Consider the following 25,026-nt stretch of genomic DNA (forward strand, 5'->3'; position numbering starts at 1 on the left):
GCAATTATTTAGTTAAAAAGCCTTTTTCACGCGCTTCTTTCATAACCGCAGAAATACCTTTTTTATTGATATCTTTAATAGCAGAAGCTGAAACTCTAAGTGTTACCCACTTGTCTTCTTCTGGTATATAAAAACGCTTTTTAAGCAAATTTACATCAAACTTACGTTTGGTTTTATTCATCGCGTGCGACACGTTATTTCCAACCATCGCTTTCTTTCCGGTAAGTTCACAAACTCTTGACATTTCCTTAACTTTATTAGTTATTTTAAAACAGGGTGCAAATTTAAGTAATTCTTTCGTGTTGTACAACAAAAGGAAATTAGTTTTTTGAAATTTCTTTTAATAACATCTCAAAAGATTTGTTTGCCGCCTTTGTAATCACACGATAGCGATCATTTCCAAAATTAAATTTTTCTGAAAAAACTTCATTTCGAGATGCTATTGCAATACAAACTGTTCCAACTTCATCTGCGCCATCTCCTTTTGTTGGTCCTGCAATTCCTGTTGTGGCAATTGCGTAATCTGTATCAAATAGCCTACACGAATTTAAAGCCATACTTTCAGCAACCTCAACACTTACAACTGAAAATTCTTCAATAAGTGAAGCCGGCACACCTAAAACTTTTGTCTTTAATTCTGTTTTATACGGAATAATACTTCCTAAGAAAAATGATGAAGCTCCAGGCTCCGCAGTTATCTGGCTTGCAATCGCCCCTCCTGTACAACTTTCTGCTAAGCTTAATGTTCGTTGCTTTTCATTTAAAATATGTGCAATCTTTCCTACAATAGTCGTTTCATCTTCAAAACCTATAGCAATATCCGAAAGCATATCAGATAAAACTTCCATTCGGGAATCTATACTTTCTTTTAAAGCATTTTCGTCGGTACCACTAGATGATAGTCGCAAACGCACTTTTCCTAGTGAAGGCAAATACGCTAATCTTATATTTTCAGGTAAATTATTTTCCCAATCTGCAATTCTATCTGCAACAGCACTTTCACCCATTCCATAGGTAAGAAGTGTTTTGTGGTAAATAAACGGCCTATTAAAGCGTTTTATTACTAGAGGTAAAACTTGATCCTTTAACAAATTTTTCATTTCGTAGGGAACGCCTGGCAATGAAACAAAAACAGTTTTATCCTTCTCCATCCACATTCCAGGTGCGGTTCCATAATGATTCATTAAAACTTTTGCTTTAGAAGGAACGAGTGCCTGTTGTATATTTGACGGCAAAGGCTCCCCGAGCTGATAGTTTTTAAATAATTGCTTAATATTTTCAACTATTTCTGAGTCTTCCACCAAAGTATCCTCAAAATAATCGCAAAAAGTACGTTTAGTAATATCGTCTTTAGTAGGGCCAAGTCCTCCAGTAACAATAATTAAATCGGCGTGTTTTTCAGCGTCTTCAAAAGCTTGCAATATATGCTCACGATCGTCCTGAACCGAAGTAATTTGATATACTTTTACCCCTATTTTATCAAGCTCTTTCGAAATAAAAGCCGAATTTGTATCTACAATTTGACCAATGAGAATTTCATCTCCTATGGTTATAATCTCTGCTAGCATTTACATTGTTTTTTTTGAAAAGCATACCTTCCATTGACAATTTTGAAGATATTGTCAGAATGATATTTCTTTACTTTATTTTTATTGAAAACATTTCTTTTTCTTCAATATACCCCTGTAATACATCATCTACAGAAACAGGCCCAACGCCTGATGGTGTACCGGTGAAAATAACATCTCCAATTTTTAAAGTGAAGTATTTTGAAATATTTTCGATTAAGGCATCTATTTTCCACATCATCTGCTTTGTGCTGCCATGTTGAACAACCTCCCCATTGCGTTTTAGACTGAAATGTAAATCGTCAATATCTTCAATCTCATTTTTTGATATAAAATTTCCAATTACAGCCGAACCATCAAATGCCTTCGCTTTTTCCCAAGGAAGACCATCGCTTTTTAGTTTCTTTTGTAAATCTCTCGCTGTGAAATCAATACCCAAACCTATTTCATCGTAGTATTTATGTGCAAACTTACGATCTATATGCTTCCCTATTCTATTGATTTTCACCAACACTTCAACTTCGTGATGAACTTCATTTGTAAATTCAGGAATGTAAAATGGTTGCTTTTTTAATAGTATAGCCGAATCTGGTTTTAAAAACAATATTGGCTCATCAGGAACAACATTATCTAGTTCCTTAATATGTTCTGTGTAATTTCTCCCTACGCAGATTATTTTCATATTGTAAAATTTATTATTTGAAATTAGAAATACTGTCAGTTATCAAAAGAGATGATTTTCTTAAAGTTTTGTATTCAATTTCTGAAGTCTAATTCGTGTAAGCACTTTTTTGGTATACAATGGAAAATCGGCATTAAGCAACCATCCGAAATAACCAGAATCTTTATCTAATATTTCTGTTACTAACTTACCTTTATACTTTCCGAATGAAAAAACCTCTTCTCCATTCTCATCATAACTTATATATCCCGCAAAATCTGCATGGTCCTTATGAGAACTAAAATCTGCTAAGGAAGCTATATCGTTCTCCAAGTCTGGATAACGCTCTAATTGCGCCTTTAAAACCTCGTAAGTGGCATTTGTATCGGCAGCGGCACTATGAGCATCTAGAAGGTCTTTGTTACAGTAAAATCTATATGCTGCTTCTAATGTTCTCTTTTCCATTTTATGGAAGATGGTCTGAACGTCAACCGCAAGGGCTTTTTTCAAATCAAAGTCTATTTCTGCTCGAAGCAATTCTTCAGCAAGCAGTGGAATATCGAATCTATTTGAGTTAAATCCGCCAAGGTCACTATCTTTTATCAATCCATAAACTTTTGGTGCAAGATCTTTAAACGTAGGTTCGTTAGCAACCATTTCATCGCTAATTCCGTGTATAGCTGTAGATTCTGGTGGAATAGGCATTCCTGGGTTTACACGCCAAGTATGACTTTCTTTATTCCCATTTGGAAATACTTTTAGGATTGCGATTTCAACAATTCTGTCTTTAGCTACATTTACACCTGTGGTTTCAAGATCGAAAAAACAGATTGGTTTTTTTAGGTTCAGTTCCATTTTTTTATTTTAAAAAAGTAAAGATACTTCTTATTGAAGTTTTGAAAGAATTTATAAAAAAGAAAAGGGGGATTTTGAATACAAAATCCCCCTTTAACGTATTGTTTATCTCAATTAAATCTCACGATTTACATCCCAATCTTCTAGGTAATCTGCAACACGCTTTACAAATTGCCCTCCTAATGCACCGTTTACAACTCTGTGGTCGTAACTATGCGACAAGAACATTTTGTAACGTATTCCAATAAAGTCACCTTCTGGAGTTTCTATAACAGCAGGTACTTTTCTAATTGCTCCAAGAGCTAAAATACCTACTTGTGGTTGATTAAGAATTGGAGTTCCCATAATGCTACCAAATGTTCCGACGTTAGTAACTGTGTAAGTGCCACCTTGGATATCGTCTGGTTTAAGCTTGTTTTCACGAGCACGTACTGCAAGGTCGTTTACAGCCTTACTCATTCCAAGCAAGTTTAACTGATCTGCATTTTTAATTACAGGAACAATTAAGTTTCCATCAGGTAAGGCAGCAGCCATACCTAAGTTTATATTTTTTCTTTTGATAATCTTATCACCATCTACGGCAATATTCATCATTGGAAAGTCTTTTAGCGCTTTCGCTACAGCCTCCATAAATATTGGAGTAAAAGTTAAGTTTTCACCTTCGCGCTTAGCAAAAGATGCTTTTACTTTATTTCTCCAATTCCAAATATTAGTAACATCACATTCTACAAATGACTGTACGTGTGCAGATGTTTGAACACTTTCAACCATATGATGGGCAATTAATTTACCCATTCTAGACATTTCAATTATCTCATCACCTCCATTTACCGATATTGGAGTTTTAGCTTTTGGAGCTTCTTTTGCCGCAGGAGTTGCAGTTGCAGTGGCTTGTGCTGGAGCAACAGTTTTAGCAGAAGAACGGTTTTCTACGTAGGCAAGAATGTCGTTTTTAGTAACACGGCCGTCTTTACCAGTTCCAGATATACCATCTAACTCTGCTTGTGAAATACCTTCAGCAGCAGCAATATTCTTCACTAATGGAGAATAAAAACGATCGCCAGTATTTTCAATAGGAGTATGAGTTTCTTGTTTTGCAGCTTCAAATTGCTTTTCAACTTCTTTTACAGCTTGTTCAGTTGTTGAATCAGCAGTAGCTTTTGAAGTATTTTCAGTTTTTGGAGTTTCATCAGCCCCTCCTTCGGTTTCAATAATAGCAATGGTTTGTCCCACTTGCACAACATCATCTACATCAAATAGTTTTTCAACTAACACACCATCTACCTCACTGGGAACTTCGCTATCCACTTTATCGGTAGCGATTTCTAGCACTGCCTCATCAGCTTCAATAGTATCACCTACTTCTTTTAGCCAGTTTGTTAAGGTTGCTTCTGCAACACTTTCGCCCATTTTGGGTAGTTTCAATTCAAATTTTGCCATAATATAATTTCAATATCGAATTTGGAAGGCGCAAGCCTTATTTTAAAAACGTTGCAAAATTAGTCAAAATTTGCTCGTCTTCTGTTTCAAATTTCTTAAAAAACTACTACACCACCTTTTTCATCACTTTGGTCACTCCCAATTATAAAGTTGCGACCTCGCGGTTTTATCCTAAAATGGTTGCCTTTTCCTTTCAATTGTTTCATCAACCGAAAGATTTCACCATTTGTAACATAGTCATTATCAAAAACTAATAAGCTATTTTTCAAAACAACCTGCTCATGAACATTTTTTGATGCCATTTGAAAATGTAGCTTCATTTTATCTGAAAGCTTTTCAATTAATTCAACATTTTCAGTAAAAACATAATGTTTTTCTAGCTGTAAATTTTCTTTGTTTTTTTTACTTGAGGTGAATCTATATGCATTTTTTGCAAGGGCAACCCCTAGAGAAACCGAATTTTTAAGCAATGCATTATTATTAAAATGTTTTTCGTAAAAAATCTGCATTGCACCATAAAAACGCTCAAAATACGCTTTGTCTTTTTTAGTGCTTTCTCCCTTATAGTGAAGAACAGTACTTTTCCCTAAATAATGGTTTTTATACCCGGCTTTAGTAAATTTATAAGACAAGTCTATATCCTCACCATACATAAAGTAATCTTCATCAAATCCACCAACTTCATTGTAAATACTTCGTTTTACAAGCATAAATGCACCAACCAATATTTCAACTTCACCACTAGAGTTTTCTGCCAAATGAGAGGTATAATACTTTTTTGTAAAACCTAACAACTTCAGCATAGATACTTTTGGTGTTGGTAAATTCCGTTTACTTTCAGGCAAAAAATTACCTGTACCGTCCATTAAATAAACACCTAAAGCGCCAATATTTTTTACATTTTCAGAATATTTAATTGCATTTACAAGTGCGTCTTCAGCTACAACAGTATCTGGATTTAATATACACACATATTCCCCTTTGGCTACGGATACTGCTTGATTATTTGCTTTACTGAATCCTACATTTTCCTTATTTTGAATAAGAACTACGTTTGGAAACTGAGTTTTTACCACCTCACAACTATCGTCCTTAGAATCATTATCTATCACGATAATTTCAGCGTCAATATTCTCAATAGCTTTTTCAACAGACAGTATGCACTGTTCTAAAAAGTACCGCACATTATAATTAAGTATAACTACAGATAATTTCATCAGTACAGATTATTTTGAAAAATTAAAGGCTAAGATGGTTTTATTATTTTGAAGTAATTGATTCAAATCTAATTGTTTTTTAAGGACGATTCAAATGGGATACGATGAAGTATACTTCGCCCTAAAGTTACCTCATCTGCATATTCCAACTCATCACCTACAGAAATACCACGAGCGATAGTAGTTGTAATAATGTTATAAGGTTCAATTTGTTTAAAGATATAAAAGTTGGTGGTATCCCCTTCCATAGTAGAACTTAAAGCAAAAATAAGCTCGGTAATATTTCCAGATTTCACTTTTTCAACAAGTGATGGAACCGTTAGATCACCAGGGCCAATTCCATCCATAGGTGATATTTTACCTCCTAAAACGTGGTAATGTCCGCGATACTGACTTGTGTTTTCAATCGCCATTACATCGCGAATGTCTTCTACCACACAAACAATTTTTTCGTTTCGGTTAGGGTTAGCGCAAATCTCACATAGTTTTGAATCACTAATATTGTGACAATTTGAGCAAAAGTTTATCTCTTCCCGCATTTTCACCAAACTAGCAGCCAATTTCTGGGTTTGCTCCTTTGGCTGTTTTAATAAATGAAGCACTAAACGCAAAGCTGTACGTTTTCCAATTCCAGGGAGTTGGGACATTTCGTTTACCGCGTTCTCAAGTAATTTTGAAGAAAATTCCATAGCTAAAATCCTGCCGACAAGTTAAAAAAAATGCTTCAGAAAAAAATGATTTTCCTGAAGCATTCCTAACTTGGATTAAATTTGTATTAATTAATTACAAGCTTTTTAATTGCTGTACCTGCAGTTGTATTTAAACGCACAAAGTAAACACCTGAATTCAATGATGAAACATCCATAGTGTATTTGTTTGCGATAAATGCATCAGCTTGATACATTAATAGTTTTCCTGAAATATCAAAAATTCTAATTTCTGCATTTATTGGATTTTGTAATCCGATAGTAATTTGAGAATCCGCTGGGTTTGGATACACACTTACAGAAGATTCAAAAGTATTTTTATTAACTCCCATTGTACCTTCAACTACTGGAGAAACCCAAAGACCTCTACCATACGAACCTGCGTAAATCATTCCGTTTGCATAGTTAATCTCCAGTTCATTAATTTGAACATTTGGTAATAGATTACTAAAAGGTTGCCATTCGGTAAAAGTGTTATCTATATAATAAATGCCATAATCCATACCTAAATAAAGACCATCCTTACTGTTGTTTTGCCAAACAACTGCTAAAGCTGAAAAGTTTGGAAGATTTAGACTGTAACTACTCCAAGTATCCCCTCCATCTTCGGATACCATCACTTTATTTGCACTTGTGGTAGCTACTGCAATTTTATTAGGATCTACAGGGTGAATTGCAATTGAATTAATCAATCCTCCTGGAATTCCAACTTGCTCCCAATCTGTAGCACCACCATCGGTAGTTCTATACATTAATGCACCTCTTGATGCATACATAATTTGATTGTTCCTTTCGTAAATTTTTAAATTGTTTAAGTTACCTCCAAAATTTTGAGAAATTGGAGTCCAAGAAGCACCTAAGTTAGCTGACTTATAAACTCGATTGTAACCAACATATATAGTATTTTGAACTATTGGATCTTGCTCAAAAGGTGTTACCCAATTCCCTGAACCCGTTCCTGGTTCATTAATTTGAATTAGACTATTTCCTCCATTCTGAGTTCGGTATAATTGACCAAATTGACTAGTACCATACATAAAGTTTGTATTGTCCTTGTCTATAAATGTTTCCATTCCGTCAGCACCAATCCAATCTCTCCATCCAGTTGAAGAAGTGTAGAAAGAAGTACCATTATCTTGCGACCCACCAGATACAACTACATCTTCTGTTTGTGAAATACCAATTTTATAAAATTGACGAATCCCTAGCCCTTCTGTAAGATCTTCAAAATATGAAGCGTTTATTGTAGCCGTGTTTTCAGCTTTAAAAATTCCTCCATCAGTAACCGCATAAAGTGTAGTTCCGTGGAATAGCATATCATCAATATCGGCGTGACAATAGCCGATGTTTTGTGTAGCAGCATTCCCAGGAATCCAATCTGAAGTAATTTCAAAAGTCACTCCTGCATCCATAGATCTCCAAGAAAGGATACCTGCAATATGCACTTCATTAGCATCTGAAGGATTTACAGCAATCGCCATATCTCTAGGAGCTTGTCCGTTATTGTCATTTCCAGTTGTACTATAACCAAAATAGTTTTTGTTACCGTGATTAAGCTTTGTAAATGTATTACCTCCATCTACAGATGAATAAAATCCACCAAATCTATTTTGAAACGCTTCTACCACATAAACTGCCTCTGGATTTGCTGCCGAAACACCTATCATTTTTGCTCCACTGCTAAATCCGCTGATGGTTGTAAAAGTTGCTCCTCCATCTGTTGATTTATGAAATCCGGTTCCTGAAGCATAAACTACTGAAGGGTCTCCTGGTTTAAATTCTAAGTCATACCCTCTTGAGTCTGAAACTGCAGTTGTCCAAGTTGCTCCACCATCTGTAGTAGCATAAATTCCAACATTTTCGGCAGTTGCAAACATTATATCGCTATTGGTTGGGTGGATTAAAATTCTATTTACAACACTATTCCCTATTGTTGCTAATAAACTCCAAGTTGCTCCAGCATCTGTTGATTTAAAAATATCTCCATTAGTTGCTCCAAAGAAGTAAGTGTTAGCATCGGTTGGATCCATAGCAACAGCATAAACCTTCATATTTGAAAAGTAGTCATTTAAAGGAGTCCAAGTTTGTGCTCCATCAGTAGTTTTCCAAACACCTCCGGTGTTAGCACCAACAATAATATGGTTTTCGTTCCCTTCTTCAATAGCTACTGAAGTAATTCTACCTACACCAGGATTCCATCCTGAAGTTGCGTTCCAATTATCTGGTCCCATTTCTTGCCAGCTATCTGGAAGAACCATTCTATTTTCAGCAGTACTATTTACATATGCATTCCAATTTTCTAGTTCTCTTAAACGATCAGCATTAGAAGCCAAATATCCGTCTTCTTGAACCATTCTAAGAGCGTTATACTCCCATCTCTTATATTGTTTATATCCGGTGCCACGGCCTTTATCCTTTCCTTCGAAATGGGCTTCGGCACTATCTATAATATCTTGCACTTTATAGGTGCCAGCATCAATCATTCGTAAATATTCTTGAGCCTGAATGGCTAAAGAACTAAATAAAAGGGTAAAAAGCAGTAGTAATTTAAAACGCATCTTTTTAGTTTTTAGGTAGTTATAAGTTAATTTGAGTAAAGTCATCAAATGTATTAAAAATAAAATGGGTAGGGAAATCAAACTTTGTATTTTTACGCAGACGAATTCCTAATTATTATAGTCTAGTATAATATGCAACCCTTACACATACTTTTATTAATCATTGGATATTTTTTAGCTTTAATTTTTATTTCCTACTTAACTAATAAGGGTGGAAGTAATGCTGATTTTTTTAAGGCTGGAAAACAATCGCCTTGGTACTTGGTTGCGTTTGGTATGATTGGCGCTTCGTTAAGCGGAGTAACTTTTATATCAGTTCCCGGTTGGGTTGAAGCTTCAAAATTCAGCTATTTTCAGGTTGTTTTAGGCTATATAGTAGGTTATGCAGTAATTGGAACCGTTTTACTTCCACTCTACTATCGTTTAAACCTCACTTCAATTTACACCTACTTAGAAGGAAGGTTTGGAAACGCTTCTTATAAAACGGGGGCTTCATTTTTTCTATTATCAAGAGTTGTTGGGGCAAGTTTCCGCCTTTATTTAGTTGCTGTAGTGTTGCAAAGTTTAATCTTTGACGATTTGAATATTCCTTTTTGGGTAACAGTAACTATTACAATTTTATTGATTTGGCTCTATACTTTTAAAAGTGGAATAAAAACCATTGTTTGGACAGATACTCTACAAACCTTATTTATGCTAATTGCAGTGGGAGTTGCTGTCTATTATGTAGCCACAGATTTAGGTCTTTCTGGGAGCAGTCTTTTTACATTTGTAGCTGAAAGTGAAATGAGCCAGATATTCTTTTTTGACGATTGGAGATCGGGAGATCATTTTGTAAAGCAGTTTATAAGTGGTGCTTTTATTGCAATTGTAATGACAGGTCTAGACCAGGATATGATGCAAAAAAACCTTACTTGTCGCAACTTAGAAGACGCTCAAAAAAATATGTTTTGGTTTACTATTGTACTTACAATTGTAAATTTTGTATTCTTAACTTTAGGGTTATTACTTACTGTGTACGCTGAACAAAATGGAATAGATGCTCACAAAGATCAACTTTTCTCAACCCTTGCTGCGCAGGAAAGCGTATTTGGGATGGGTGTAGCTGTGTTGTTTATCTTAGGCCTAATAGCTGCAGCTTATAGTAGTGCAGATAGCGCTTTAACGGCACTAACCACCTCCTTTAGTATCGATATACTGGATATTGAAAAGAGGTATGATGAAAAGAAGCAAATTAAAATGCGAAAGCTCATTCACATTTTATTTTCGCTATTATTAATATTTGTAATTATCATCTTTAAATATGTTATTGCAGATGATTCTGTAATATCCAAACTCTTTGTTTTTGCAGGTTACACCTACGGCCCTCTGTTAGGCTTGTATGCTTACGGTCTCTTTACAAAATGGAATGTAAAAGATAAACTTGTTCCGTTAATTGCAATTGCAACTCCATTCATAGGGTATGGTATAAGCCATCTAAGCTCATTGTACCTAAACTTTGAATTCGGCTTTTTTATATTAATCTTAAATGGAGTACTTACATTCTTAGGTCTAATACTGATTCGTACCCAAAAGAACTAAAGTACAAGCAACCTCAGCTTCAATATTATTTTCTTTAAGAAGTGTGTAGAATTCAGGATTTTCAGTACCTGGATTGAAGATCACTCGCTTCGGTTTTAGCGAAATAATATAGTTGTAGTATTCTTCTTGTCGTTTTGGATTTAGATATAAGGTTACTGTATCAATATCTTCAAAATCTTTCTTTTCTGTACCAATATTTACGCCAGCAACCTCACCTTCTTTTAAACCTACCGCTTCAACCAGGTGATTGTGATTCACTAATCTATTTATTGCCAAATTAGAATATCGGTTCGGCTTTAAACTTGCGCCTAGCACTAATGTTTTTTTCATTTGATTTAGTTTTTAGGAAAAATACAATACAACGTTCTAAATTATCATAAATGTTAGTTAAAAAGAAGGCAGCAATGAAACATAATAACTTTTTGAACGTCTTTATTAAAGTAGAAGTAAGATATTATTTTACTGCAATAGTTTTACGTTGATGGTTAGTGTTAATAATTGCAGTAATATTTCAAACCCGAAGCAAACACTTCGGGTTTGTTTGTTTTAAAACTCAAATGTTATTGTATTGTTAAATAAGGTTTTACAATGAAACAATTAAGATGTTTTTTCGTCTAACACATATAATCCTAAGTTTCATTTTTATAATTTATTTGAATTAGCCTTCAACGAATTATTCCATATTTTAGGTAATTGAAATAGCCTTTCAGAAATACTGAAAGGCTATCTTATTTTATGAGTAAACAACCTTTTAAAAATGGGTGTTTCACTATCACATCTTTATTTTAAAAAAATCAATTTACCATCTTATAATTGCACTTCCCCAAGTAAATCCACTTCCGAAAGCTGCTAACACTACAAGATCTCCTTCTTTAATTTTACCTTGTTCCCAAGCTTCAGTAAGCGCAATTGGAATTGAGGCAGCTGTTGTATTTCCGTATTTCTGAATATTATTAAAAACTTGATCGTCTGTTAATTTCAATTTGTGCTGAATAAATTGCGATATACGTAAATTAGCCTGGTGAGGAATTAACATATCAATATCTTTTACTTCAAGATTATTTGCATCCAAACCTTCCTGAATTACCTCAGCAAAACGAACTATAGCGTGTTTGAACACAAATTGCCCATTCATCACAGGATAATACGGAATATTTTCTTGAGGATTTTCAGCTATAATTTCTGGAACCCAATGAGCGGTGCTAGGCCCTTGTAATGCAAGTTCATTTTTATGTGCGCCTTCACTATGGAGATGAGTAGATAAAATTCCATTGGCACCCTCTTCATTTCTAGATAATACAGCAGCTCCTGCACCATCCCCAAAAATTACTGAAACGTTTCTTCCACGAGTTGTAAAATCTAATCCCCCACTGTGGTTTTCACTACCGATTACTAAAACGTTTTTATACATACCCGTCTTAATAAATTGATCGGCAACAGAAAGTCCATAAATAAAACCACTACATTGGTTTCGTACATCTAGTGCTGGAATCGTTCTCATTCCCATCATTTCTTGTACTTCTACTCCACCTCCAGGGAAATACATATCTGGACTAAGCGTAGCAAAAACAATCATATCTATATCGTTAGGAACCAGTTTAGCTCGGTCTAAAGCTATGGTAGCCGCTTTAACTCCCATAACAGAAGTCGAGTTCCCATCGCCCTTTTTAATATGTCTGCGTTCTTTAATACCCGTGCGCTCTTGAATCCAAGCATCATTAGTGTCCATTAATTTCGACAAATCGTCATTGGTCACAACATTTTCGGGAACATAATATCCAAGACCAGTAATTTTTGAAGTATACATTTTTAGAGTTTTAAATAATCGTGAAAGATACACATATACTTTTTTTTAAGGAAGTAATTTAAACGTAATAAAGTATGCATGCATAATAGATTTTAAAGAAGAAGATTATAAGTTCTCACATTTTAAAACATTCTCTTTACTCCTTATTTTATAAAACGCCTAGGATAATTATTTTGAATATCTTTAGGCTTTTAAAAATTTTAATATGAAAAACATTATTGCATTTGTTGCATTTTTATTTGTAACAACAACTTTTTTTGGACAAGAGAAATTAAAGTATCAAAAACCCCCGAAAGAAATTTTAGAGCTTGTTGATGCTCCTTTAGCACCTTCAGTTTGGATTGACAGTAAAGGGGAAAACGTGTTGCTATTTTACCGCGATGCATATAAATCTATTGCCGAACTTTCTGAAACCGAACTTCGTTTGGGAGGTCTACGTATAAACCCTAAAACTAATATCGGAAGTAGAACAAGGTATTTCAACAATATAAAAGTAAAAGAATCTACAGCAAAGGATGCCAAGCAAATCACTGGATTACCTGAGAATGCAAGAATTTCTAATTTCTCTATCTCTCCAAACGAAAAGATGGTTGCTTTCTTAAACACCTCAGACGATGGTGTTCAATTATGGATTGCAGATATTGAAAAAGGTAGTGCAAAGAAACTAAGTACACTTAAATTAAATGCAAATATGGGGAATCCCATCAATTGGTTTAAAGACAGTAATGCACTATTGGTAAATGCTATTCCTAACAACAGAAAAGAGTTAATAAATACTTCAGAAGCCGTACCTGAAGGTCCAACAATTTCAATCAGCGATGGAGAAAAAGCTCAAAACAGAACCTATCAAGATTTATTAAGTAGCCCTAACGACGAATACAACTTTGAGCAATTGGCGCTTTCAACAATAAAAAAGATTACACTTAACGGAGAAGTTTCAGATTTTCTGCCTACTGCTATGTATGACGACATCGATTTCTCTCCAGACGGGAGTTATGTTATGGTGAATATCATAAAAAAACCATTTTCATACATAGTTCCTTATTACAGATTTCCATTTGAAACAAATATTTACGACAAGAACGGGAAACTGATTCAAAAAGTAAACGATGTACCATTAAATGAAGTACAGCCAAAAGGATTTATGGCTACTAGAGAAGGCAAAAGAAGCATGAGATGGCGCGCAGATAAACCGGCTACATTATATTGGGCTGAAGCGCAAGACAAAGGTGATCCAGAAGTAAAAGTAGATCACAGAGATGCAGTTTATGAATTAGCCGCTCCTTTTAATGGGAAAGAGAAATTGCTTCTTAAAACTATCAATCGTTTTTCTGGTATAACTTGGGGGAATGATAACCTAGCAATTGCAAGTGATTACTGGTGGAACGACCGTAACACAAAGAGTTATATTTTCAATCCTTCAAATGCTTCCCAAGCACCAAAAATAATTTTCGATAGAAGTTATCAAGATAGATATAGCGATCCGGGAAGTTTTGTAACTACTAGAAACAATTATGACGAAAGAGTTTTAGAAATCAATAATGGTACAGCTTATCTAATGGGTGACGGTTTTTCAGAAAAAGGACAATTTCCTTTTATTGATGAATACAATTTAAAAACTCAAAAAACTAAGCGTGTTTATGAATCTACTTATACCGATAAGTTAGAAAATCTAAACTCTGCTATTGATATGAAGAAAGGGAAGATTTTAGTGCGCATAGAATCACAGAATGAATACCCTAATTATTACTTCAGAAACATTAAAAAGAAGAATGATTTAACTCCAGTTACTTCATTTGAAAATCCATTTAAAAGCATTCAAGATGTTCACAAAGAAGTTATCAGTTACAAACGCGATGATGGTTTAGAACTTGAAGGCACCTTGTATTTACCTATCGGATATGATGTAAATAGCAAAGAAAAAATGCCGATGATTCTTTGGGCTTATCCGCGTGAATACAAAGACAAAAGCAGTGCTGCACAAAGTACAACAAACCCTAACGAGTTTATATACCCGTATTACGGATCTCCAATTTACTGGGTAACTCAAGGATATGTAGTTTTAGATGATGCAGCGTTCCCAATTGTTGGTGAAGGTGATGAAGAGCCTAACGACTCTTTTGTTGCTCAGTTAGTTGGAAATGCAAAAGCCGCAATAGATGCAGTTGATGAAATGGGGTACATAGACAGAAACAGAGTTGGTGTTGGAGGACACTCTTATGGTGCATTTATGACAGCAAATTTATTAAGTCATTCAAATTTATTTGCTGCAGGTATTGCTAGAAGTGGTGCCTATAACAGAACCCTTACTCCTTTCGGATTTCAAAGTGAAGAAAGAAGCTATTGGGATTCTCCTGAAACCTATAACACTATGTCTCCTTTTATGAATGCCGATAAAATGAAATTTCCTTTGTTATTAATTCACGGAGAGGCGGATAATAACTCAGGAACATACCCACTACAAAGTGAGCGATATTTCAATGCGTTAAAAGGTTTAGGCGCAACTGCTCGACTTGTTATGCTTCCAAAGGAAAGTCACGGTTATAGCGCAAAAGAAAGTGTTCTTCACGTATTATGGGAACAACACGAGTGGCTTGAAAAGTATGTAAAAAACAGAAAGATTAGCGGCGAATAAACGCTTCTAAAAATAATTTATTGGAACTAAAAAAGGGCGCATTATTAATGCGCCCTTTTTAAACAACCTAACCAATTAAATAATTGACATTTTACTTTTTCATAGCAATTTTATATCCAATTATTTAATTGTAAATATACCATTCTTTGTTTAGTGATATTGTTAAAGGATTAAACAAAGTTTTGTTAAAGTTTATTTCTACAATACAGTGACAAGGTGTCAGCATTAGCATCCTTGGTATTTTTTTTGACTATTGAAAGTCACTGAGTACAATTAAGAAATAAATAAATTATAAAAAAAATGAGCAAAGGAACTATCAATGTATCAGTGGATAATATTTTTCCACTAATTAAGAAGTTTTTATACAGCGACCACGAGATATTTCTTCGTGAATTAATTTCGAACGCAACAGATGCAACTTTAAAACTGAAGCACCTTGCCAATATAGGAGAAGCTGAAGGGGTAGAATATGGTAACCCTATTATTGAAGTAAAACTTGACAAAGAGAAAAAGCAACTACGCATTATTGACCAAGGTATTGGGATGAGCGCTGAGGAAGTTGAGAAATACATCAACCAAATTGCATTTTCTGGTGCTGAAGAATTTATCGAAAAATACAAAGACAAAGACGGAAAAGACGCTGGAATTATCGGGCATTTCGGACTTGGTTTTTACTCAGCTTTTATGGTTGCTGAAAAAGTTGAAATCATTTCTAAAAGTTTTAAAGATCAACCTGCAGTACATTGGACTTGCGACGGTTCGCCAGAATTCACTTTAGAAAAAGTCGATAAAAAAGATAGAGGAACAGAGATTATTCTTCATATAGCTGAAGATTCTACAGAGTTCTTAGAAGAATCACGTATAAGTGAACTTTTAGTAAAGTATAACAAGTTTATGCCTATTCCAATTAAATTTGGAACTCGTACTGAAACACTTCCTAAGCCAGAAGACGCAAAAGAAGACGATCCAGCTCCAACTCAGGAAGTTGACAATATAATCAACAATCCTAATCCAGCTTGGACAAAAGCACCTACTGAACTTGAGGATAAGGATTATAAAGAGTTTTACCGAGAAATGTACCCAATGCAATTCGAGGAACCTCTTTTCCATATTCACCTAAATGTAGACTATCCGTTTAATCTTACAGGAATTCTTTACTTCCCTAAGATGACGAATGATATGAGCATTCAGAAGGATAAAATTCAACTATACCAAAATCAAGTTTTCGTAACGGATAATGTAGAGGGAATTGTTCCTGAATTCCTAACAATGCTACGCGGAGTTATTGATAGTCCAGATATTCCACTTAACGTATCTAGAAGCTACTTACAAGCAGATGGTGCTGTTAAAAAGATATCTAGCTATATCACAAGAAAAGTTGCAGACAAGCTTAAGAGCTTATTTAACAACGACCGCGAAGGTTTTGAAAAGAAATGGAACGATATTAAAATCGTTATTGAATACGGTATGCTTACTGAAGATAAATTCTTCGACAAAGCAAAAGACTTTGCTCTTTACCCAACTGTAGATAACGCTTTCTATACTTTCTCTGAATTAAAAGACAAAATAAAAGACGCACAGACTGATAAGGATGACAAACTTGTAGTTCTTTATGCTTCAAACAAAGAAGAACAACACAGTTATATTCAGGCTGCAAAAGACAAAGGATACGAAGTTTTACTATTAGACTCTCCTATTGTTACTCACCTACTTCAAAAAATTGAAGGCAGCGAAGAAAAAGTTTCTTTTGTTCGAGTAGATAGTGATCACGTTGAAAATCTTATTAAGAAAGACGACGAGCAGATTTCTAAACTTTCAGATGAAGAAAAGGAAACGCTAAAAACTTTCTTAGACGGGGTTATACCAAAAGAAAAATTCACTGTTCAATTAGAGGCTATGGATAGCAATGCAAATCCATTTATTATTACCGAGCCAGAATTTATGCGTAGAATGAAAGATATGCAGAAAACCGGAGGCGGTGGTATGTTTGGAATGGGTGGATTCCCAGAAATGTACAATCTAATTGTAAACACAAACCACGAATTGGTAAGTGAAATACTAAATACTAAAACCGATAAGAAAAAGGAGCGTTTAGTTAATCAAGCTTTAGACTTAGCGAGATTGAGTAAAAACTTACTAAAAGGTGAAGAGCTTACTGCTTTTATCAAGCGTAGCTACGAAATGATTAAGTAGTATTTAAGCAAAACAAATAGATTAAATATTCTAAAAGCCTTTCTAAACATGAATTAGAAAGGCTTTTGTCTTTTTAAACAATTCGTTATTGTTGTAAATCTAAAAAAGGCCTACATTTAAAAACTTAAAAAAATAACTATGTTACCTTGGCATCAATATTTAATGGGAGTACTGCTTGTACTCGCTGGAATGAACCACTTTAGAAAACCAAAGTTGTATGAGCGCATTATGCCACCATATATTCCTGCACATAGCACTATGGTTATGCTTAGTGGTGTAGCCGAAATGGTTTTAGGATTTATGCTAATGAATAAAAACAGTCAAGAAATGGCGGCCTGGGGTATAATAGCATTATTAATTGCATTTATACCAGTACACATTTATATGTTGCAGGATAAAAAAGCTTCTATGAAGCTACCAAAATGGGCTCTAATCGTTAGATTCCCCTTGCAATTAGGATTGATTTACTGGGCGTATTTATATACGTAATAAATACTAACTTTAGATCATTACGCATTAGGTAAAAGAGAGCTAAACCGTTTCACTGTAGAAAGCCAAAATACAGAGAAGCAACGACCTTCCCCTATTCACCTCTCACCACTAAAACGCTATCGACTAGCCAAAAATCTCATTCAATAATCCAGCTAATCGGACTCCTCCTTTTTGAAGTTGGAAGCGTACAGTCTCCATATACTTATACATATACCCGTAGCTTAGCTTTTGTCCAACTTCAGTATTGGCGTAGATATCCTCACAAAGCTCACGGCTTTCATACATCCAATCTCTTACCGAACCACTTTTAATTGCTTCAATTTCTTCTTCATTAAGAACGTCAATATTTGAAGCTAGCTCAGTATAAGACATCTTGTACGAATCTATCATTTTACTATCCCATACTTTATGTAGGTTAGTTCCATTTTTAAACCAAAGTACTTGGAAGTCATTTCCTCCCTTATCTTCAGCTAAACCTATATGAAGCGGTTGGTGTAAATCTCCTATAAAATGAACCAGTAATTTTAAATGAAAAACCTTATCTTCTTTAGTGCTTTTGTCGTCCTTCAATACAGCGATACATGTTTCAATAGCCTGAATTAGATCTCCTCTTTCGCTTTTAGGGTGTTCATCATATTTTTCACCAAATGGAAAACTTACATAATGCCAAGGACCATAAGAATCATAAGCTCTATCACTTTTAATATCATCACCATGATTAGAAACTAAAGCTAAGGATTGACCTTGTAACAACTCAAATATTTGTTTTTTAGCTGTTTCACTCAAATGTTTTTGAGCAATTTCACCTACTGCTCTATGACCCGTTTTTCCGAAGTCTTCAGATGCAAAAACGGTTGACAAACAAAACAAAAAGAAAGTAGTAATTATGATAAGCTTATTCATGATATTTCAAAATTTAGGAATGCAAAGATAGCATCTTAAATAATTATAATCTTAAAACTGATTAAATGTTTCAGAATCGCGAATGTGCTTATACAATATTTCAATAAACGGCTTGTTAAAAGAATAAGAGAATTCAATTTGTGTTATCTTAGCAAGGTTAAATTTCAACGTTATAATTTTAGATAAAATGAAAAATATATTTATTGCTTTCCTGCTTTTTAGTAGTGTGATTTCTGCCCAAACTAAGAAATTTAACGCTGAAGATTTACGGATTACTCCACTTATAGATGGCACTTTATTAACTCCAGATTCGGAAGAAAAAATTCCATTGGCAATTATAATTGCAGGAAGTGGTCCAACAGATAGAAATGGAAACCAACAAATGATGGAGAACAATTCACTAAAATTCCTAGCTGAGGCACTTTACGATAAAGGTATTGCTACCTTTCGATACGATAAACGAATTGTAAAGCAAATGAAAATGCGTAATGTTGATGAAAAAAACATTCGGTTCAGCGATTTTATAAAGGATGCTGATGCTATTCTAAATTATTTCAAAAACAAAAACGAATTTTCAAAAATATATATCATTGGCCATAGTCAAGGTTCCTTAGTGGGGATGGTTACAGCGCAAAATGGTGCAGATGGCTTTATTTCTGTTGCAGGAGCGGGACAATCTATAGACGATGTAATTGTTTCTCAACTAATCAAACAAGCTCCTGGATTAGCTGATAGTGCTCGTGATGCCTTCGATGATCTTCGAGTAAATGGTGTTGCTAACAATTACAACCCAGGATTAGCTTCAATTTTTAGAAAAGAAATTCAACCATTTATTGGGAGTTGGATGGCTTTCGATCCAAAAGAAGAAATTGCAAAACTAGATATTCCAGTTTTAATCATTAACGGAACAAAAGACATTCAAGTTTTAGTTTCAGAAGCCGAACTACTCAAAGAAGCCAAGCCAGACGCTGAATATAAAATTATTGAAAAAATGAATCATATCCTTAAAGAAGTTGAAGGTAATGATTTAGAAAACAGCAAAACCTATAACATTTATAACCTGCCTATTATGCCAGAGTTGGTGGAAACGATAAGTGGATTTATTAATAAGTAGAATATCAAAAAAATTAAGTTGTTATAAGATTCATACACCTCATAATTCTGAAATTAGAGTTCTAAAAATTTAAATTAAATATGTATTTTGCGCCAAAACTACCCATAATGCAAGATACAGCTACCGAAATTATTAAGGACACTACTCCCCTTTTTACCAACGACACAATCGTTTTTGGAATTTTGATGATAGCCTTAGGCTTCATTTTTTATACTTCTTCACGCGAAGATGGTTTTTGGAAAAAATTCTATGGTGTAGTTCCCGCGCTTTTCATGGCGTATTTCCTTCCAGCTTTATTAACAACATCAGGTATAATATCACCAGAGTGGACAACAGTTTCTGAAACCGGAGAGGCTACCACAGGAAAAACAAGTTTATATTATATGTCTAGTAGGTATTTACTGCCTGCAGCCTTAGTATTAATGACATTAAGTATTGACTTGAAAGGAGTTCTCAATTTAGGCCCAAAAGCTTTAATTATGTTCTTTGCGGGAACCATCGGAATTGTTATCGGTGGGCCTTTAGCCGTTTTAATTGTAGGCTCTATTCATCCTGAAGCTGTAGGTGGCGAAGGTGCAGATGCAGTATGGCGCGGGCTTTCAACACTAGCAGGAAGCTGGATTGGCGGTGGTGCAAACCAAACTGCAATGCTTGAAATTTATGGTTACAACCAAAAGCTTTACGGCGGAATGGTATTCGTTGATATTGTAGTTGCAAACATTTGGATGGCAGTCATTCTCTTTGGAATTGGAAAATCTGCCAAAATTGACAAATGGCTAAAAGCAGATACTTCAGCCATTGAAAGTTTAAAAGAAAAGGTTACCGATTACGCTAAAAAAGTTGATCGCAACCCTTCACTTACAGATTTAATGGTTCTTGCAGCAATCGCTTTTGGAACTGTTAGTGTGGCACATTATGGAGCTAACTTCCTAAGTGGATTTTTTACTTCTGTTGTGAGTGAAATGCCAAAAGGGATAACAAGAAACATTTTCACTTTCTTAGATTCTAGTTTCTTTTGGATGATAACCATAACTACTATTATTGGTGTACTGCTATCCTTTACGAAAGCCAGAACTTATGAAGGTGCAGGCGCTAGTAAGTTTGGTAGTGTATTTATCTACATATTAGTTGCCAGTATTGGTATGAAAATGGACTTAACCCTCATATTCGATAATTTATGGTTAATTGTTATCGGATTAGTTTGGATGGCTGTACACGCGGGATTAATGATTCTGACAGCAAAATTAATTCGCGCTCCTTACTTCTTCTTGGCTGTAGGTAGTCAGGCAAATGTTGGAGGTGCTGCATCTGCTCCTATTGTTGCTTCTGCTTTTCACCCTTCACTAGCAACGGTTGGAGTTCTACTAGCAGTATTTGGATACGCTGTGGGAACGGTAGCGGCAATTTTATGTACTGTACTTATGCAATTAGCTTCAGCTGCTTAAATGCAATTAATACAGTTGTATTTTTCTTTTGAAGAAAACAAATCTTTAGATAACTTTTAAAGATTAAATTGTGAATAAAGAAACACCGAATCCATTATTTTCAACGATTCTTTTTGAAAAAAAATAGTCATATTTGCAGGCTCGTAAAACAAAGCTACTTTAGCATAATATCATCTTTAAATAATTAAAATGCGCTATTTTCTATTAATTGCAATTGTACTTGTATCACTTGTTAGCTGTAATGAAACCAAGGATACAGAAGTTATGAATATTACTGGTACTGTAAAAGGTCTTAAAAAAGGAACAATATTGTTTCAGAAATTTGAAGACACAGTTCTAGTTACTATAGATTCGGTGATTGTAGATGGTAATTCTAATTTTAAGTTTTCAGATAAAGTTGAGAGCCCAGAGGTTTACTATTTATATGTTAGACTTAAAGACGGAACCTTAAAAGATGACCGTATCACTTTTTTTGCTGAAAATAGCGATATTAATATCACTACTAACTTAAAGAACTTTGGAAGTGCTGCAGTTGTTACAGGTTCAGAAAATGATAAGGCGTATAGAGATTATCTAAAACTGAAAAATAGATACGTAATTAAAAACTTAAGTTTAATCGAAGAAAGATTAAAGTTGAAAAACAACGCAAGTGAAGCTTCTTTAGCAAAAATTGAAGATAAACAGCGGGCTTTACATTCTAGCAAATATTTCGCAACTATAAATTTTGCTTTAAACCATAAGGAATATGAACTTGCTCCTTATCTTGTTTTAAGTGAAGTTTACGATGCCAACATCAAGTATTTAGACACCGTTTACAATGCGCTTACCCCAAAAGTAAAAGACTCCAAATACGGTAAAGAATTGGAGTCATTTATTGTAAATCGTAAAAAAACAGATACTATATTATAGAGCGTTAATTTGGTCGATTAATTTTCTACCTCTTTCTTCTAGCTCAGCTTTTATAGCAGTAAAGTGTTGTTTTTTATTGTCAACATCTTTTTGGTTTACTTTCGCGATTAACTCGTCAAAAGTTGTGATAGCTTCGTCTATAATACCTTGTGATTTTTTGTTGTCTTTCTGTGCATTGGTTAATTCCCAAATGCTAACTGCACCAATAATATCACCTAATACGTAGTTTATGTCTTTTTTTAAATCTCTAACGTTTGCCATTGAATTGTTCTTACTTTAATTGTTTTTGTTGTATTCTAAATAATTGGGTGCAAAGATACGAACAATTAAGCTATGTACACTTCTAAAAAGCTTACTGAATTTGTAATAAATTTTATTTCAGGTAATTGAGCAGGTATCAAAACAGTTTCTCCCTTACTAATTGTTTCAGTATAACCATTAGTTTCTATTGTGGCTTCACCTTCTAAACACATATAAACAGTGAAAGATGGAATGCTTTTTAAATCTCGAAGGTAATTTTTTGATAGATCTAATTTATTAACAGTAAAAAACTCAGTAACACCAATTTGTGAAGGAGTGTTTTTCTTGGTTTTATAAGTCTGTTTTGATTCTTCCGATGAAAAGTCAATTGCATCTATCGCGAGGTCGGTATGCAATTCACGCATTTCTCCGTTAATGTCCGGCCTATCCCAATCGTATATTCTATAAGTGTTATCTGAGGTTTGTTGAATTTCAGCCAAAAGTATTCCAGCGCCTATAGCGTGAACAGTTCCCGGTTTTAAAATAAAAGCATCTCCTTTTTTTACAGATTCAGTTTTTAATACTTCGGTGATTTTCTTTTCTGAAAGGGCTTTTAAATATTTTTCTTCATTAATTTCACCATTAAAACCTATAATCAATCTTGAATCTTCCTCAACATCCAAAATATACCACATTTCGGTTTTCCCTAATGAATCGTGCCTTTCCTTGGCAAGTATATCGTCTGGATGAACCTGAACTGAAAGATCTTCACGAGCATCAATAAACTTAAACAACAAAGGGAAGGTGTTTTGGTAGTTCTTATAAACTTTTGCACCTACTAACTTTTCTTTATAAATCTCTAATAACCAGTTTAAGTTTTTCCCTTTTAAACTTCCATTAACAACTTTAGAAACACTTTCTTCTACCCCAGAAATCTCCCAACTTTCACCTATATATTCATCGGCATCTTTATTAAATATTTCCTTCAACTTATTGCCACCCCATACTTTTTCTTTAAGTATAGGTTCAAATTTTAAAGGATAAAGGTGAGAAATTGTAATCATTAATGTCCGTTGTAAACAACAAAGTTGCGTGGGGTTTCGTATAATTTTATTGTAATATCGAATTTAGAATCTAGACGTTTTCTTAATTTATTCCAAATTACAATAGCTATATTTTCTACAGTAGGATTAAGATCTTTAAATTCAGGAACTTCTAAATTTAGATTTTTATGGTCTAAAGCGTCTTCAACTTCTTCTTTAATTAAATCTCTCAAAATATTAAGATCTATTAAAAATCCAGTTTCAGGATCTATTTCACCTGTTAGGCCAACCTCCAATTCATAGTTATGCCCATGATAGTTTGGGTTGCTACATTTTCCAAAAACCTGAAAGTTTTTTGCATCGTCCCATTCTTTTTTAAATAGACGATGAGCAGCATTGAAATGTGCTTTTCTAAATACAGTTAAACTCATACAACTAGATGTTGATAAAATTTATCGAAAATAATTTTAAACCAAGCTGTATAAATATCTGGATTCGCTTGAATATCATTTTTAACTTCTTCTAAACTCATCCATTTCCAGTCAGCTACTTCATCAGGATTTATGTTGGGTTCTCCTTCATACTTTCCTATTAGAATATGGTCAAGTTCGTGTTCGGTTAGTCCATTATCAAAAGGAGCTTTATATATAAATGTTGTGGTTTCCTTTAAGTCTGTGGTAAAACCCATCTCTTCTGAAAGTCTTCTTTTTCCAGCATCTATAGAAGATTCCCCGTCGCGTTGATGACTACAGCAAGTATTTGCCCAAAGTCCAGGGGTATGGTATTTATGCAATGCACGTTGTTGAAGCATTAATTCATTTTTTGAATTAAATACAAAAACTGAAAAAGCTCTATGAAGCAAACCCTTTTCATGGGCTTCCATTTTTGGCATTAAACCAATCTTCTGATCGTTCTCATCGACAAGTATTACTTTTTCTTCTTCCATTAAAAACTTAGTTTTGGCTCAAAAATACGAAAACAGTAGCTGTATAAAAAGCAAAAAGCGTTCAATACAAAGTATTAAACGCTTTTATGGAATTTAATTTAGTCGAGTTAATTCTTTATGATGAACATAGACCTTCTATTTAATTGATGTTTCTCTGCACTACAAGGTACTCCATTCTCACATTCATTAACCAATTGCGATTCGCCATAGCCTTTAGCAGTTAACCTACTTCTATCGATTCCTTTTGAAATCAACCAGTTAAGGGTAGATTGAGCACGACGTTCAGATAAGGCTTCGTTATACGCATCACTTCCTCGTGAATCTGTATGAGATTCTATATGGATAACGATCTCTGGATACTCTCGTAAGGCAGCAAGAATTTTAGCTAACTCTATTTCTGCATCTGGACGTATATACGACTTATCAAAGTCAAAATAAATTGGTTGTAAGTTTAATCTACATCCTAAATCATTCGGCGCACAAGGACCTTTGCTAAATAATGGAAGCGGCACATTGATAGTTCCTGTAAGTTCAGGAGTTTCAACAATTTCTTCGTGTGGATTATATCCTTCCATGGTTCCTCTAACTGTAAACTGCTTCCCACAATCTGCATCAAAACTATAAACACCATTCTCATCAGCAGTTGTTTGAGTTATAAGCTTATTATTCTCATCTAATAAGGAAACACTTGCACCAGCCAACATCTCTTTTG

General features: G+C 34.3%; 23 protein-coding genes. 7 read left to right on the forward strand and 16 right to left on the reverse strand.

Going from position 1 to position 25,026, the window contains the following annotated elements:
• Positions 1-4: 4 nt before the first annotated feature.
• The 8 genes from rpmB to G3A46_RS12800 all read right to left on the reverse strand — a co-directional run bounded on the left by rpmB (position 5) and on the right by G3A46_RS12800 (position 9,006).
• A complete protein-coding gene (gene rpmB / locus G3A46_RS12765) occupies positions 5-244 on the reverse strand; it encodes a 50S ribosomal protein L28 (RefSeq protein WP_014782807.1) in 240 nt (79 codons plus the stop codon).
• Positions 245-320: 76 nt separating this feature from the next.
• Positions 321-1,568: a competence/damage-inducible protein A gene (locus G3A46_RS12770; protein WP_165150356.1), complete on the reverse strand. Its 1,248-nt coding sequence runs from the start codon at positions 1,566-1,568 to the stop codon at positions 321-323.
• 70 nt (positions 1,569-1,638) lie between these two features.
• Positions 1,639-2,250: a fumarylacetoacetate hydrolase family protein gene (locus tag G3A46_RS12775; protein WP_165150358.1), complete on the reverse strand. Its 612-nt coding sequence runs from the start codon at positions 2,248-2,250 to the stop codon at positions 1,639-1,641.
• A 60-nt stretch (positions 2,251-2,310) separates the two neighbouring features.
• Positions 2,311-3,084 carry a 3'-5' exonuclease gene (locus G3A46_RS12780; RefSeq protein WP_165150360.1) on the reverse strand — a complete coding sequence of 258 codons (774 nt, stop codon included), beginning with the start codon at positions 3,082-3,084 and terminating at the stop codon, positions 2,311-2,313.
• 114 nt (positions 3,085-3,198) lie between these two features.
• Positions 3,199-4,524 carry a dihydrolipoamide acetyltransferase family protein gene (locus G3A46_RS12785; RefSeq protein WP_165150362.1) on the reverse strand — a complete coding sequence of 442 codons (1,326 nt, stop codon included), beginning with the start codon at positions 4,522-4,524 and terminating at the stop codon, positions 3,199-3,201.
• Positions 4,525-4,619: 95 nt separating this feature from the next.
• The gene (locus G3A46_RS12790; protein WP_165150364.1) at positions 4,620-5,741 is read right to left on the reverse strand and encodes a glycosyltransferase family 2 protein; all 1,122 of its coding nucleotides are present in this window, start codon (positions 5,739-5,741) and stop codon (positions 4,620-4,622) included.
• Positions 5,742-5,809: 68 nt separating this feature from the next.
• Positions 5,810-6,430 carry a recombination mediator RecR gene (gene recR, locus G3A46_RS12795; protein WP_139856098.1) on the reverse strand — a complete coding sequence of 207 codons (621 nt, stop codon included), beginning with the start codon at positions 6,428-6,430 and terminating at the stop codon, positions 5,810-5,812.
• Positions 6,431-6,516: 86 nt separating this feature from the next.
• Entirely contained in the window at positions 6,517-9,006 is a 2,490-nt protein-coding gene (locus G3A46_RS12800) for a T9SS type A sorting domain-containing protein (protein ID WP_165150366.1), read from the reverse strand.
• A gap of 132 nt (positions 9,007-9,138) precedes the next feature.
• Between G3A46_RS12800 and G3A46_RS12805 the strand changes: the two genes are divergently transcribed.
• Positions 9,139-10,587 (forward strand): sodium:solute symporter, encoded by a 1,449-nt coding sequence (locus tag G3A46_RS12805; protein ID WP_165150368.1) that lies wholly within the window; start codon positions 9,139-9,141, stop codon positions 10,585-10,587.
• Here the strand turns inward: G3A46_RS12805 and G3A46_RS12810 are convergent.
• Positions 10,558-10,917 (reverse strand): CoA-binding protein, encoded by a 360-nt coding sequence (locus tag G3A46_RS12810; RefSeq protein ID WP_165150370.1) that lies wholly within the window; start codon positions 10,915-10,917, stop codon positions 10,558-10,560. The genes G3A46_RS12805 and G3A46_RS12810 overlap by 30 nt on opposite strands.
• 469 nt (positions 10,918-11,386) lie before the next feature.
• A complete protein-coding gene (locus tag G3A46_RS12815; RefSeq protein WP_165150372.1) occupies positions 11,387-12,394 on the reverse strand; it encodes a beta-ketoacyl-ACP synthase III in 1,008 nt (335 codons plus the stop codon).
• Between the two features lie 205 nt (positions 12,395-12,599).
• On the opposite strand from G3A46_RS12815, the gene G3A46_RS12820 reads away from it, so the two are divergent.
• The 3 genes from G3A46_RS12820 to G3A46_RS12830 all read left to right on the forward strand — a co-directional run bounded on the left by G3A46_RS12820 (position 12,600) and on the right by G3A46_RS12830 (position 17,711).
• Entirely contained in the window at positions 12,600-15,029 is a 2,430-nt protein-coding gene (locus tag G3A46_RS12820; RefSeq protein ID WP_165150374.1) for a prolyl oligopeptidase family serine peptidase, read from the forward strand.
• Between the two features lie 300 nt (positions 15,030-15,329).
• Positions 15,330-17,222, forward strand: a complete 1,893-nt coding sequence (gene htpG, locus G3A46_RS12825) for a molecular chaperone HtpG (protein ID WP_165150376.1) — start codon at positions 15,330-15,332, stop codon at positions 17,220-17,222.
• 138 nt (positions 17,223-17,360) lie between these two features.
• Positions 17,361-17,711 carry a MauE/DoxX family redox-associated membrane protein gene (locus G3A46_RS12830; protein ID WP_165150378.1) on the forward strand — a complete coding sequence of 117 codons (351 nt, stop codon included), beginning with the start codon at positions 17,361-17,363 and terminating at the stop codon, positions 17,709-17,711.
• A 126-nt stretch (positions 17,712-17,837) separates the two neighbouring features.
• Here the strand turns inward: G3A46_RS12830 and G3A46_RS12835 are convergent, their stop codons facing one another.
• Positions 17,838-18,617, reverse strand: a complete 780-nt coding sequence (locus tag G3A46_RS12835; RefSeq protein ID WP_165150380.1) for a S1/P1 nuclease — start codon at positions 18,615-18,617, stop codon at positions 17,838-17,840.
• Between the two features lie 187 nt (positions 18,618-18,804).
• On the opposite strand from G3A46_RS12835, the gene G3A46_RS12840 reads away from it, so the two are divergent.
• The 3 genes from G3A46_RS12840 to G3A46_RS12850 all read left to right on the forward strand — a co-directional run bounded on the left by G3A46_RS12840 (position 18,805) and on the right by G3A46_RS12850 (position 22,085).
• Positions 18,805-19,731, forward strand: coding sequence for an alpha/beta hydrolase (locus G3A46_RS12840; protein ID WP_165150382.1), 927 nt, complete (start codon positions 18,805-18,807; stop codon positions 19,729-19,731).
• A gap of 107 nt (positions 19,732-19,838) precedes the next feature.
• A complete protein-coding gene (locus G3A46_RS12845) occupies positions 19,839-21,176 on the forward strand; it encodes a DUF819 family protein (RefSeq protein WP_165150384.1) in 1,338 nt (445 codons plus the stop codon).
• A 189-nt stretch (positions 21,177-21,365) separates the two neighbouring features.
• On the forward strand, positions 21,366-22,085 hold the full coding sequence (locus G3A46_RS12850) for a DUF4369 domain-containing protein (protein ID WP_165150386.1): 720 nt from the start codon (positions 21,366-21,368) through the stop codon (positions 22,083-22,085).
• Here G3A46_RS12850 and G3A46_RS12855 read toward each other — a convergent pair.
• The 5 genes from G3A46_RS12855 to G3A46_RS12875 form a co-directional block, all read right to left on the reverse strand.
• A complete protein-coding gene (locus G3A46_RS12855; protein ID WP_165150388.1) occupies positions 22,080-22,346 on the reverse strand; it encodes a hypothetical protein in 267 nt (88 codons plus the stop codon). The two genes, G3A46_RS12850 and G3A46_RS12855, sit on opposite strands and share 6 nt — an antisense overlap.
• Before the next feature lie 65 nt (positions 22,347-22,411).
• Entirely contained in the window at positions 22,412-23,389 is a 978-nt protein-coding gene (locus G3A46_RS12860) for a type I phosphomannose isomerase catalytic subunit (RefSeq protein WP_165150390.1), read from the reverse strand.
• Complete coding sequence (locus G3A46_RS12865; protein WP_139856130.1) at positions 23,389-23,799, reverse strand: 6-carboxytetrahydropterin synthase; 411 nt, start codon at positions 23,797-23,799, stop codon at positions 23,389-23,391. Before G3A46_RS12865 ends, G3A46_RS12860 begins: the two co-directional genes overlap by 1 nt.
• Positions 23,796-24,314 carry an isopentenyl-diphosphate Delta-isomerase gene (gene idi, locus G3A46_RS12870; RefSeq protein ID WP_139856131.1) on the reverse strand — a complete coding sequence of 173 codons (519 nt, stop codon included), beginning with the start codon at positions 24,312-24,314 and terminating at the stop codon, positions 23,796-23,798. Before idi ends, G3A46_RS12865 begins: the two co-directional genes overlap by 4 nt.
• A 107-nt stretch (positions 24,315-24,421) precedes the next feature.
• A partial coding sequence (locus G3A46_RS12875) for an OmpA family protein (protein ID WP_165150392.1) occupies positions 24,422-25,026 on the reverse strand: 605 nt, incomplete at its 5' end.

It is taken from the genome of Aequorivita sp. KMM 9714, from assembly GCF_011065475.1.
In the GTDB taxonomy this organism is placed as follows: Bacteria; Bacteroidota; Bacteroidia; order Flavobacteriales; family Flavobacteriaceae; genus Aequorivita; species Aequorivita sinensis.

Coding starts and splice junctions, on each gene's coding strand:
- rpmB (WP_014782807.1), bottom strand. CDS start 244: ATGTCAAGAGTTTGTGAACTTACCGGAAAGAAAGCGATGGTTGGAAAT.
- G3A46_RS12770 (WP_165150356.1), bottom strand. CDS start 1,568: ATGCTAGCAGAGATTATAACCATAGGAGATGAAATTCTCATTGGTCAA.
- G3A46_RS12775 (WP_165150358.1), bottom strand. CDS start 2,250: ATGAAAATAATCTGCGTAGGGAGAAATTACACAGAACATATTAAGGAA.
- G3A46_RS12780 (WP_165150360.1), bottom strand. CDS start 3,084: ATGGAACTGAACCTAAAAAAACCAATCTGTTTTTTCGATCTTGAAACC.
- G3A46_RS12785 (WP_165150362.1), bottom strand. CDS start 4,524: ATGGCAAAATTTGAATTGAAACTACCCAAAATGGGCGAAAGTGTTGCA.
- G3A46_RS12790 (WP_165150364.1), bottom strand. CDS start 5,741: ATGAAATTATCTGTAGTTATACTTAATTATAATGTGCGGTACTTTTTA.
- recR (WP_139856098.1), bottom strand. CDS start 6,430: ATGGAATTTTCTTCAAAATTACTTGAGAACGCGGTAAACGAAATGTCC.
- G3A46_RS12800 (WP_165150366.1), bottom strand. CDS start 9,006: ATGCGTTTTAAATTACTACTGCTTTTTACCCTTTTATTTAGTTCTTTA.
- G3A46_RS12805 (WP_165150368.1), top strand. CDS start 9,139: ATGCAACCCTTACACATACTTTTATTAATCATTGGATATTTTTTAGCT.
- G3A46_RS12810 (WP_165150370.1), bottom strand. CDS start 10,917: ATGAAAAAAACATTAGTGCTAGGCGCAAGTTTAAAGCCGAACCGATAT.
- G3A46_RS12815 (WP_165150372.1), bottom strand. CDS start 12,394: ATGTATACTTCAAAAATTACTGGTCTTGGATATTATGTTCCCGAAAAT.
- G3A46_RS12820 (WP_165150374.1), top strand. CDS start 12,600: ATGAAAAACATTATTGCATTTGTTGCATTTTTATTTGTAACAACAACT.
- htpG (WP_165150376.1), top strand. CDS start 15,330: ATGAGCAAAGGAACTATCAATGTATCAGTGGATAATATTTTTCCACTA.
- G3A46_RS12830 (WP_165150378.1), top strand. CDS start 17,361: ATGTTACCTTGGCATCAATATTTAATGGGAGTACTGCTTGTACTCGCT.
- G3A46_RS12835 (WP_165150380.1), bottom strand. CDS start 18,617: ATGAATAAGCTTATCATAATTACTACTTTCTTTTTGTTTTGTTTGTCA.
- G3A46_RS12840 (WP_165150382.1), top strand. CDS start 18,805: ATGAAAAATATATTTATTGCTTTCCTGCTTTTTAGTAGTGTGATTTCT.
- G3A46_RS12845 (WP_165150384.1), top strand. CDS start 19,839: ATGCAAGATACAGCTACCGAAATTATTAAGGACACTACTCCCCTTTTT.
- G3A46_RS12850 (WP_165150386.1), top strand. CDS start 21,366: ATGCGCTATTTTCTATTAATTGCAATTGTACTTGTATCACTTGTTAGC.
- G3A46_RS12855 (WP_165150388.1), bottom strand. CDS start 22,346: ATGGCAAACGTTAGAGATTTAAAAAAAGACATAAACTACGTATTAGGT.
- G3A46_RS12860 (WP_165150390.1), bottom strand. CDS start 23,389: ATGATTACAATTTCTCACCTTTATCCTTTAAAATTTGAACCTATACTT.
- G3A46_RS12865 (WP_139856130.1), bottom strand. CDS start 23,799: ATGAGTTTAACTGTATTTAGAAAAGCACATTTCAATGCTGCTCATCGT.
- idi (WP_139856131.1), bottom strand. CDS start 24,314: ATGGAAGAAGAAAAAGTAATACTTGTCGATGAGAACGATCAGAAGATT.